This window comes from Streptomyces sp. LZ34 (assembly GCF_053890475.1).
The window spans coordinates 543176-554064 of record NZ_CM132680.1; the positions used below are offsets into that span (position 1 = coordinate 543176).

General features: G+C 74.0%; 1 pseudogene. It reads right to left on the reverse strand.

Annotation, left to right across the window (positions count from 1 at the left end):
• Nucleotides 1-7: 7 nt before the first annotated feature.
• Nucleotides 8-10855 (reverse strand): annotated as a pseudogene (locus ACWY4P_RS02090) (SDR family NAD(P)-dependent oxidoreductase); the annotation flags it as partial.
• Between the last annotated feature and the right edge of the window lie 34 nt (nucleotides 10856-10889).

The window sequence follows — 10889 nt, forward strand, 5'->3', positions numbered from 1 at the left end:
GTCCGCGTCACCGTTCCGGGGCGAGCCATTCCTCGATCGCACGCGCGGTGTCCCCCGCCTTTTCCTCGATCACCGAGAAGTGATTGGCCGCCATCGGCCGTACGGTGTGCGAGGGGTCCAGCGGGGAGCTGCGCCAGCGGTCGAACTCCCCCTCGGCACCGGGGAACCCCTCGGCGCACTGGAGGAAGAGGACCGGCACCGGCACCGGGTCGTACTCCAGGTGCGCGGCGATCTCGAACCAGTGGGCCATGCCGGACAGCCGCGCGCTGTGGAACTCCCCAAACTCGGACTCGGTCCGGAAGATCTGATCCAGCAGCCCGCCGACCAGAGTGCCCTGCGACTCCACCCCGGTGGGACGGAAGGTGTCCATCATGACGACCGACTCCGGCAGGCGTCCGCCGGTCCGCGCGAGATGGCCCGTGACGGAGTAGGCGAGCGCGCCCGCCGAGGAGTGGCCGACCAGGACGAAGGGGTCGTGGTCGGCGGCCCGCTCGATGCTTGCCACCAGCGTCCGGAGGGCGACCTCGGCCGTGGCGGGCAGGCTCTCCCCGACGGCGTAACCCGGCAGCGGGATCGCCGACACAGGCCGGGTACCGCGGAAGTGGCCGGCCAGCCGGGCGTACTGGTGCACGCCACCGTTGACGACGGTCGAGCTGAGGCAGATCAGGCGGGGTGTGGCGGGCCCGTCGGCGAGGGACACCGGCCGGGCCATGTGCCGGGGGTCGTCCGGCCGGTCGTAGGTGGGGCGGATCTTGGCGATCGCCTGGAGCATGTGGAATCCGTCGCCCACCTTGTCCTCGATGACCGCGGTGCGGAACATTGCGCTGACGGTGTCCTGCTCCCCGGGTGCCCTCTCCCGCGAGGCCGGCTGCGGACCGGTTCCGCCGTGGCCGGCGAACTCGTGCCGCACCCAGCGGGCGAGTTCGGCGGGTGTCTTCTTGTCGAACACCAGCATCGGGGACAGCCGCAGCCCGGTCAGTTCGGTGAGCCTGTTGCGCAGCTCTATCGCGCTGAGCGAGTCGAATCCCAGCTCCAGGAAGTCGCGTTCGGGGTGGACGTCCGCGGCCTCGCCGTGGCCCAGCAGGGCGGCCGCGTAGCCGCGTACGAGCTCCTCCACCGCGGTGTCCTGCTCGGCCTCGGTGAGCCCGGCGAGGCGCCTGCGCAGCCAGTCCGGGCCGGTACCGTCCAGGGTGGCGGCGGTGGCGGTACGGCGTACCGGCGGCACCAGACCGCGCATCAGCGGCGGCAGTTGGCCGGCGTGGGCGCGCAGGGTCGCCATGTTCATCCGGGCCGGCACCGGGTTGGTGTGCCGCAGCGGGATCGCGGCGTCGAACAGGGCCAGGCCCTGGGCGACGGACAGCGGTGGCAGGCCGGTCCGCGCGCTGCGCCGCAACTCCGCCCCGTCCAGGGTTCCGGTCATCCCGGCGCTCTGCTCCCACGCGCCCCAGGCCAGGGAGGTCGCGACCTGGCCGCACGCGCCGCGGTGTGCGGCCAGGGCGTCCAGGAAGGCGTTCGCCGCCGCGTAGTTGCCCTGCCCGGCCGCGCCGCTGACCCCGGCCAGGGAGGAGAACAGGACGAAGGCGGCCAGGTCCAGGTCGCGGGTGAGCTCATGCAGATGCCACGCGGCATCCACCTTCGGCCGCAGCACGGCGCTGAGCCGCTCCGGAGTCAGCGCCCCCACCACACCGTCGTCCAGCACACCCGCCGCATGCACCACAGCCGTCAGCGGATGCTCCGCCGGAACCGACGCCAGCACACCCGCCACCGCATCACGGTCCGCCACATCACACGCCACCACCGACACCTCGGCACCCAGCGCCGCCAACTCACCCCGCAACTCCACCGCACCCGGAGCATCCAGCCCACGACGGCTGGTCAACAGCAGCCGACGCACTCCGTGCCCGGTCACCAGATGGCGGGCCAGTTCGCCGCCCAGACCGCCGGTCCCGCCCGTGATCAGTACCGTGCCTGTGCCGTCCCACGGGTGGGTGGCGTCCTCCTCCTGGGCCAGCCGGGCGAGGCGCCCGACCCGCAGCGCACCGTCCCGCACGACGGCCTGCGGCTCACCCGACGCCAGCAGAGCGGGCAGGTGGGCGGCGAGCACGCCGTGGTCCTCCGCTGGTGTGCCGTCTTCCGCACCGAGGTCGAGCAGGACGAACCGGCCAGGGTTCTCCGACTGGGCCGAGCGCACCAGCCCCCATACCGCGGCGGCGACGAGGTCCGCCACGGGTGCGCCGTCGTCGGCGGCGACCGCGCCCCTGGTCATGAACACCAGCCGGGAGTCGGCGAACCGCTCCTCGGCCAGCCACGCCTGAACCAGTTCGAGCACCCGTGCGACGGCCCGGTGGACCTCGGTCACGTCCGCGAACTCCGGCGAGCCGATCGAGACCGACACCACGTCCGGCACCGACTCCAGCGACACCAGCCCCGCCGCCGTGGCCTCCGTCAGCTCGACGACGCCCGTGACACCGTCCGCCGCCGCGCCGCGGTGGCCGCGCTGGGCGGGAGCCCATTCCAGGCGGAACAGGGCGTCGCGCGCCACCGCGCCACCGCCGTCCTGGGCCATTGTGTCCGGCGACACCGGACGCAACACCAGCGAGTCCACCGAGAGCACCGGAGCTCCGGCCGGGTCGGTCGCGGTCAGCGCCACGGTGTCGGTGCCGACCCGGGCCAGCCGGACGCGCAGCACCGAGGCACCACCGGCGTGCAGCGACACTCCGTTCCAGGAGAACGGCAGCCGGCCGCTCCCGCCCGCTCCCAGGTCCACGAAGGACACCGCGTGCAAGGCGGCGTCCAGCAGCGCCGGATGCAGCCCGAATGAGGCCACGTCCTGCGCCCCCTCCGGCAGGGCGGCCTCCGCGAACACCTCGTCGCCGCGCCGCCACACCGCCCGCAGCCCCTGGAAGACCGGCCCGTACGCGAATCCGTCCGCGGCGGTGCGCTCGTAGAAGCCGTCCACATCGGCGGGCTCGGCACCCGGCGGAGGCCAGGCCGCGCCGTCCGGCATGTCGTACGGCGTGTCCTGCGGTCCCCCCGGGGCCAGGGTGCCCGTGGCGTGCCGGGTCCACGGGTGGTCGGGCGCCTCGGCGGGGCGCGAGTACAGGCTCAGCTCCCGGCGGCCCGACGCGTCGGGTGCGCCCGCCCACAGCTGTACGACCACCGTGTCCCGCTCCCCCAGGGCCAGCGGCTCGGCGAGGGTGAGCTCCTCCACCCGGGAGCAGCCGACCTGGTCGCCCACGCGGGTCGCGAGCTCCAGGAAGCCCGTGCCCGGGAAGAGCGCCGTGCCGCCCACCACATGGTCGGCCAGCCACGGGTGGGAGCCCACCGACAGGCGGCCGGTGAAGAGGACACCCTGGGAGCCCGCGAGTTCCACCGCGGCGCCGAGCAAGGGGTGCCGGGCGGGCGTCAGGCCAAGACCGGAGGCGTCGTGGGCCGAGGGGAGCGCCGCCGACCAGTAGCGCTCGCGCTGGAAGGCGTACGTCGGCAGCTCCACGCGGTGCGCGTCGCTGCCCGCGAAGAACGCCTCCCACCGCACACCGGCCCCGGCGACATACAGCCCGGCCAGCGCCGCGACGACCGAGGCCTCCTCGCCGCGGTCCTTGCGGCAGAGGGGCACCACGGCCGCCTCCGAGGTCCGCTCGCCCAGAATGTCCCGGGTCAGCGCGGACAGGACCGCGTCCGGCCCGATCTCGACGAAGGTGCCCACGCCCTGGTCGCCCAGTCCGCGCACGGCGTCGTCGAACCGCACCGTCTCCCGTGCGTGCCGCACCCAGTAGTCGGGCGAGCCGATCTCCTCCGCGGGGGCCGGGTGGCCGGTCAGGGTGGACACCAAGGGGATCCGCGGGGCCTGGTAGGCGAGGGTTTCGGCGACCCGCCGGAAGTCTTCCAGCATCGGTTCCATGAGGGGCGAGTGGAAGGCGTGGCTGACCGTCAGCCGCCGGGTCTTGCGGCCGTCGGCGGTGAACCGCGCCGCGAGTTCCAGCACCGCGTCCTCTGCCCCGGCGATCACCACCGAGCGCGGGCCGTTGACGGCGGCGACGGACACGCGGTCGGAGCGGTCGGCCAGCAGCGGCGTCACCTCCTCCTCGGTGGCCTCCAGCGACACCATCGCGCCACCGGCGGGCAACGACTGCATCAGCCGGCCGCGCGCCGCCACCAGCGCGCAGGCGTCGGCGAGCGACAGCACACCCGCGACATGGGCGGCGGCGATCTCGCCGATCGAGTGGCCCGCCACCTGGTCCGGAGTGACCCCCCAGGACTCCAGCAGCCGGAACAGCGCGATCTCGAGGGCGAAGAGGGCGGGCTGGGTGTACTCGGTCCGGTCGAGCTCGGCGGCCTCGGGGGTGTCCGGCCCGGCGAACACCACATCCCGCAGCGGCCGGTCCAGCAGGGTGTCCAGATGCGCGAACACCGCGTCCAGGGCCCGTGCGAACTCCGGAAAGCGGTCGTACAGCTCCCGGCCCATACCGGGCCGCTGTGAGCCCTGGCCCGCGAACAGGAACGCGGTCTTGCGGCCGCCGCCGGCCGTGCCCCGGGCCAGCTCCACCACCCCGTCGCCGGTGGCCAGCAGCGCCACCCGGTGCTCGAGCGCCGAACGGCTCGTCGCCAGCGAATACGCCACGTCCAGCGGGCGGAGGCCGGGGTGGTGTTCCAGGTGTTCCACCAGCCGGCCGGTCTGGGCGCGCAGCGCCTCCTCGGTGGCTCCGGAGACGAACCAGGGCGCCGGCCGGTCGAACGGCGTGGTGGATTCGCCGGATCCGCGCTCCGGCGCCGGGGCCGGGGCCTCTTCGACGATCACATGCGCGTTGGTGCCGCTGATCCCGAACGACGAGATGCCCGCCCGGCGGGCCTTGTCGCCCGTCGGCCAGGGCACCTGTTCGGTGAGCAGCCGCACCGCCCCCGCCGACCAGTCCACGTGCGAGGACGGCGCGTCCACGTGCAGCGTCCTGGGCAGCGCTCCGTGCCGTAGCGCCATGGCCATCTTGATGACCCCGGCGATTCCGGCGGCCGCCTGGGCGTGGCCGATGTTGGACTTGACCGACCCCAGCCACAGCGGCGCCGCCTCGGCGGGCCGGCGGCCGTACGTCGCGAGCAGGGCCTGGGCCTCGATCGGGTCGCCCAGGGGCGTTCCGGTGCCGTGCCCCTCCACGGCGTCCACATCCGAGGCCGACAGCCCGGCGTCGGCCAGTGCCTGACGGATCACCCGCTGCTGGGACGGGCCGTTCGGCGCCGTCAGACCGTTCGACGCGCCGTCCTGGTTGACGGCCGAGCCGCGCAGGACGGCCACCACCTCATGCCCGTTGCGCCGGGCGTCCGACAGCCGCTCCAGGGCGACCAGTCCCGCCCCCTCGGCCCAGCCGGTGCCGTCCGCGGACTCCGAGAACGCCTTGCAACGGCCGTCGGCGGCCAGCCCGCCCTGCGCGTTGAACGCCAGGAACGGTCCGGGGTTGGCCATCACCGCCACGCCACCGGCCAGCGCCAGCGAACACTCGCCCGAGCGCAGCGCCCGAGCGGCCCAGTGCAGCGCCACCAGCGACGCCGAGCAGGCCGTGTCCACCGTCACCGCGGGGCCCTCCAGGCCGAGGGTGTACGACAGCCGGCCGGAGATCACACTGGTGGCCTCGCCCGTGAGATAGCGGCCCTGAAGCTCGGGAGGTGGGGTGTAGCCGCTCCCGGCGGCGCCTATGAACACACCGGTGTCGCTGCCGCGCAGACCGGCCGGGTCGATGCCCGCCCGTTCCAGGGCCTCCCAGGCGACCTCCAGCAGCAGGCGCTGCTGCGGATCGGTGGCCAGCGCCTCGCGCGGGGAGATGCCGAAGAAGCCCGCGTCGAAGTGGCCCGCGCCGGAGAGGAATCCGCCCTCCCGCACATAGTCCCCCTCCCGTGGCCAGCCGCGGTCGGCGGGGAACGGGGACATCGCGTCCCGGCCGTCGGCCACCAGCCGCCACAGGTCCTCCGGCGAGGCGACGTCACCGGGATAGCGGCAGCCCATACCCACGATCACGATCGGGTCGTCGTCCGTGTCGCGGGGGGCCGCCCGGTGGCCGCCCGCGGCCACAGCGGGCGCGGCCCCCTCCTCCCCATCGCCGAACAGCTCGGTGAGCAGAAAGTCCGTAAGGACGAGCGGGGTGGGGTAGTCGAAGACGAGGGTGGACGGCAGGCTCAGACCGGTGACGGCGTCCAGCACATTGCGGAGCTCCACCGCGGTCAAGGAGTCGAACCCGAGCTCCCGGAAGGCGCGGTCGGCGCCGATCGCGTCGGCGTCGGCGTGTCCCAGCACGGCCGCGGCCTGATCGCGGACCAGGCCGAGCAGCAGCTCGGCGCGTCCGGCCTCCGGCAGGCTCTCGAGCCGCTCCCGGAACGCGGCGACCGCCGACCGCTCCCCCTGCCGTGCCGCCCGGGCCCGCTCGACGACGCGCCGGACCTCGGGGAGACCGGACAGCAGGGGGCTGGGCCGGGCCGACAGGAAGGAGGGCGCGAAGCGGTCCCAGTCGACATCGGCCACGGTCACGGCCGCGTCCTGCCGGGTCACCGCGTCCCGCAGCGCGCTGATGGCCAGGTCAGGGGCGAGGAGGCCGAGCCCGCGCCGGAGCAGATACTCGGACATCGTGTCCTCGGTGGCCATTCCGGCCCCGGCCCAGGCGCCCCAGGCCACCGATGTGGCCGCTGCGCCGCGCGCCCGCCTGGCCTCGGCCAGGGCGTCCAGGTACGCGTTGGCCGCTCCGTACGCGCTCTGCCCACCGCTGCCCCACACCCCGGCGATCGAGGAGAACAGCACGAACAGGTCCAGCGGCCGGTCGCCGAGCAGCGCGTCGAGATTGGCCGCGCCCGCCACCTTGGCGGACACGATGTCGGCGACATCCGCGGGCCCCATGTCCGGCACCGGGACCGACCTGCCGACGCCGGCCGTGTGGACGACACCGGTCAGCGGGGTGTCGGCGGGGATGCCGGCCAGCACGGCGGCCAGCGCCGAGCGGTCCGCCACATCACAGGCCACGATCGAGACCTGGCAGCCCGACTCGCCCAGCTCCGCCGCCAGCCGGGCCGCGCCCGGCGCGTCCGGCCCGCGGCGGCTCGTCAGCACCAGCCGCTCGGCTCCGCTGCGGGCCAGCCAGCGGGCCACTTCCGCGCCCAGCGCACCCGTGCCGCCGGTCACCAACACCGTTCCCGTCACCGAGAACCCGCGGTCGGTCACATTTTCCGGCTCAGCTTCCCCCCCACTGCCGCTGGGAGATGCCCCCGGGGGCGTCGCCTCAGCCCCTGCCGACGGTCGGCCACGCGGCGGTAGCCCGGCTGCAATCGATATGCGGCTCCGCCGCGTGGCGATCGCAGCCTCCGTCCGGCCGGGTGCCAGCCTGCGGCCGAACAGGCCGGACGGCCGGATCGCCACCTGGTCCTCGCCATCGCCATTGCCATCGCCGTCGCCGACCGGCCCGGCGGCCAGCACTCCGGCCAGCCGCCGGGTGGCCCGCCGGTCGACCTCCTCGGGCAGGTCGACCAGGCCGCCCCAGCGCCGCGGGTGCTCCAGCGCGACCACCCGGCCGAAGCCCCACACCTGGGCCTGAACGGGACGCGCCACCCGGTCCGAGCGGCCGATCGACACCGCGCCCCGGGTCACACACCACAGCGACGCCTCGATCCCGGCGTCGCCGAGGGCCTGCACCAAGGCCACGGTCAGCGCCAGGCCGACGGGTACGACGGGATGCTCCGCGACCGCCGACTCGCCGAGCGCCAGCAAGGACAGCACCCCCGCGAAGCGCGTCCCGTCCGTGGCCAACTCGGCCAGCCGCCCGGCCAGGGCCGTACGGTACGCCTCGTCGGCTTCGAGCTCGCCGGCTTCGAGGACGACGACGTCGGTTCCGACGGCGGCGAGGACGGAGGTCACCCACGCGTCCTCGGCGTGCCCCGCCGGTACCACCGCGAGCCAGGTCCCGGGAGCGGCGTCCATCGCGGTATCGGGCAGCGGTGTCCACACCACCCGGTAGCGCCATCCGTCGACCAGCGACCGCTCCCGTCGCTGTCGGCGCCATGACGACAGCGCGGGTACGACGGGGGTCAGCGCCGCACTGTCGACGCGCAGGCTCGACGCCAGGGACTCGACGTCCTCCCGTTCCACCGCGGTCCAGAACTCCGCGTCGGCCGGGTCCGCATGGGTCATACCCCGCGCGTCCGCTTCCTCCTCCCCGGCCGCCGCAGGCCAGAAGCGCTCCCGCTGGAAGGCATAGGTGGGCAACTCGACCCGGTGTGCCCCGGTGTCCGCGAAGAACGCCGGCCAGTCCACCGCGACCCCGGCGACATGCAGCCGCGCCACCGCGGTGAGCAGGGCGGTCTCCTCGCTCCGGCCCCGGCGGAGCGCCGGAACCACGACCGTGGCGCCGGAGCGCTCCGGCAGGTTGTCCTGCGCCATGGCGGAGAGCACGCCGTCGGGGCCGATTTCGAGGAAGGCGGTCACTCCGGCCGCACCCATCGCGGCCACCCCGTCGGCGAACCGGACGGGCTCACGCACATGCCGCACCCAGTACTCGGGCGAACACACCAATTCCGCCGACGCGGGCGCGCCGGTCACGTCGGAGACGAGCGGGATGCGCGGACCCTGGAAGGACATCCCGGCCACCACACCCCGGAACTCCTCCAGCATGGGCTCCATGAGCGGGGAGTGAAACGCATGGCTGACCGTCAGCCGCTTGGTCTTGCGGCCGTCGTCCCCGAACCGCGCCGCGACCTCTGACACCGCGGACTCGTCACCGGAGATCACGACCGAACGAGGGCCGTTCACCGCCGCGAGCGACACGCGCTCGCCCAGATGCGGGATCACCTCCTCCTCGGTGGCCTCCAGCGACACCATCACGCCACCGGCGGGCAGCGCCTGCATCAGCCGGCCGCGCGCCGCCACCAGCGCGCACGCGTCCCCGAGCGACAACACGCCCGCCACATGAGCGGCGGCCACCTCGCCCACCGAATGCCCCGCCAGGTGGTCGGGGTGCACCCCCCACGACTCCACCAGCCGGAACAGCGCCACCTCGAGGGCGAACAACGCGGGCTGTGCCCATCCCGTCTCATCCAGCAGCGCGGCCTCGGCCGACCCGGCCTGTGCGAACATCACCTGGCGCAAGGGACGGTCCAGGTGCCCGTCGAGATGCCCGAACACCTCGTCCAGAGCCTTCGCGAACACCGGGAACCGCTCGTACAGCTCCCGGCCCGTCCCCGCCCGCTGGCTGCCCTGGCCCGAGAACAGCAACCCCAGCCCGCCGCCCGGCCGCGCCGCGCCCCGGGCTGTCCGCGCCACACCGTTCGGACCGGCCAGCAGCACGGCGCGGTGCTCGAACACAGGCCGGCCCGTCGCCAGCGAGAAACCGACGTCGACCGGTTGGGGGCCGGTGTCCGCCATGAGCGCGGTGACCCGCTCGATCTGGCCGTCCAGCGCCTCCTCGGTCTTCGCCGACACCGGCCACGGCACGACGCTGGGGACATGGGCCCCCGGGTCCGGCTCCCGCTCGGCCGGTGGCGCCTGTTCGACGATGACGTGCGCGTTGGTGCCGCTCATGCCGAACGACGAGACCCCCGCCCGGCGCGGACGCTCGCTCTCCGGCCACTCGACCGGGTCGGTCAGCAGCTCCACCGCACCCGCCGACCAGTCCACATGGGACGACGGCCGGTCGATGTGCAGCGTCCTGGGCAGCGTGCCGTGGCGCAGCGCCATGATCATCTTGATCACGCCGGCCACGCCCGCCGCGGCCTGGGAGTGCCCGATGTTGGACTTGATCGACCCCAGCCACAGCGGACGGTCGGTGTCCCGGCCCTGGCCGTAGGTGGCGAGGATCGCCTGTGCCTCGATGGGGTCACCCAGAGTGGTGCCGGTGCCGTGCGCCTCCACCGCGTCCACATCCGACGTCGTCAGCCGGGCGTTGTCGAGCGCCTCCCGGATGACCCGCTGCTGTGCCGGGCCGTTGGGCGCGGTCAGGCCGTTGGAGGCCCCGTCCTGGTTCACCGCGGAGCCGCGGATGACCGCCAGCACCTGGTGGCCGTTGCGCTGTGCGTCGGACAGCCGCTCCAGCACCAGGACGCCAACCCCCTCCGACAGCCCGGTGCCGTCCGCCGCCTCGGCGAACGCCTTGCACCGGCCGTCCTCGGACAGTCCCCGCTGAGCGCTGAAGTCGATGATCACCCCGGGGGTGGACATCACCGTGACACCGCCGGCCAGGGCCAGCGAACACTCGCCGGTCCGCAGCGACTGCGCCGCCCAGTGCAGGGCGACCAACGACGACGAGCACGCGGTGTCGAGGGTGACGGCCGGCCCTTCCAGCCCGTAGAAGTAGGACAGCCGCCCGGAGGCGATGGAGCCCGAGGCCCCGTCGAGGCCGTAGTCGTGGTACATCAGCCCCATGAAGACACCGGTCCGGCTGCCCTTCAGCGAGGCCGGGTCGATCGCCGCCCGCTCGACCGCTTCCCACGACGTCTCCAGCAGCAGCCGCTGCTGCGGATCCATGCGCAGGGCTTCGCGCGGCGAGATCCCGAAGAAGCCCGGGTCGAAGTCGGCCGCGTCGTGGAGGAAACCGCCCGAGCGCGTATACGACTTGCCCGGTGTGCCCGGCTCAGGATCGTACAGCTCCGACAGGTCCCACCCGCGGCCCACCGGGAAGCCGGAGGGCCGGCCGCGGTCCGTGGGAAACGCCGTGATGGCATCGGTGCCCTCGGCGACCAACCGCCAGAGCTCCTCCGGCGACGTCACCCCGCCCGGATAGCGGCAGCTCATCCCGACGATCGCGATCGGCTCCCGCTCTCCCGTCTCCAGCGCGAGCACCCGCTGACGGGTCTGGTGCAGGTCCGTCGTCACCTTCCGGAGGTATTCGAGGAGCTTTTCGTCGTCCATAAGAAGCCTTCACCCGTCT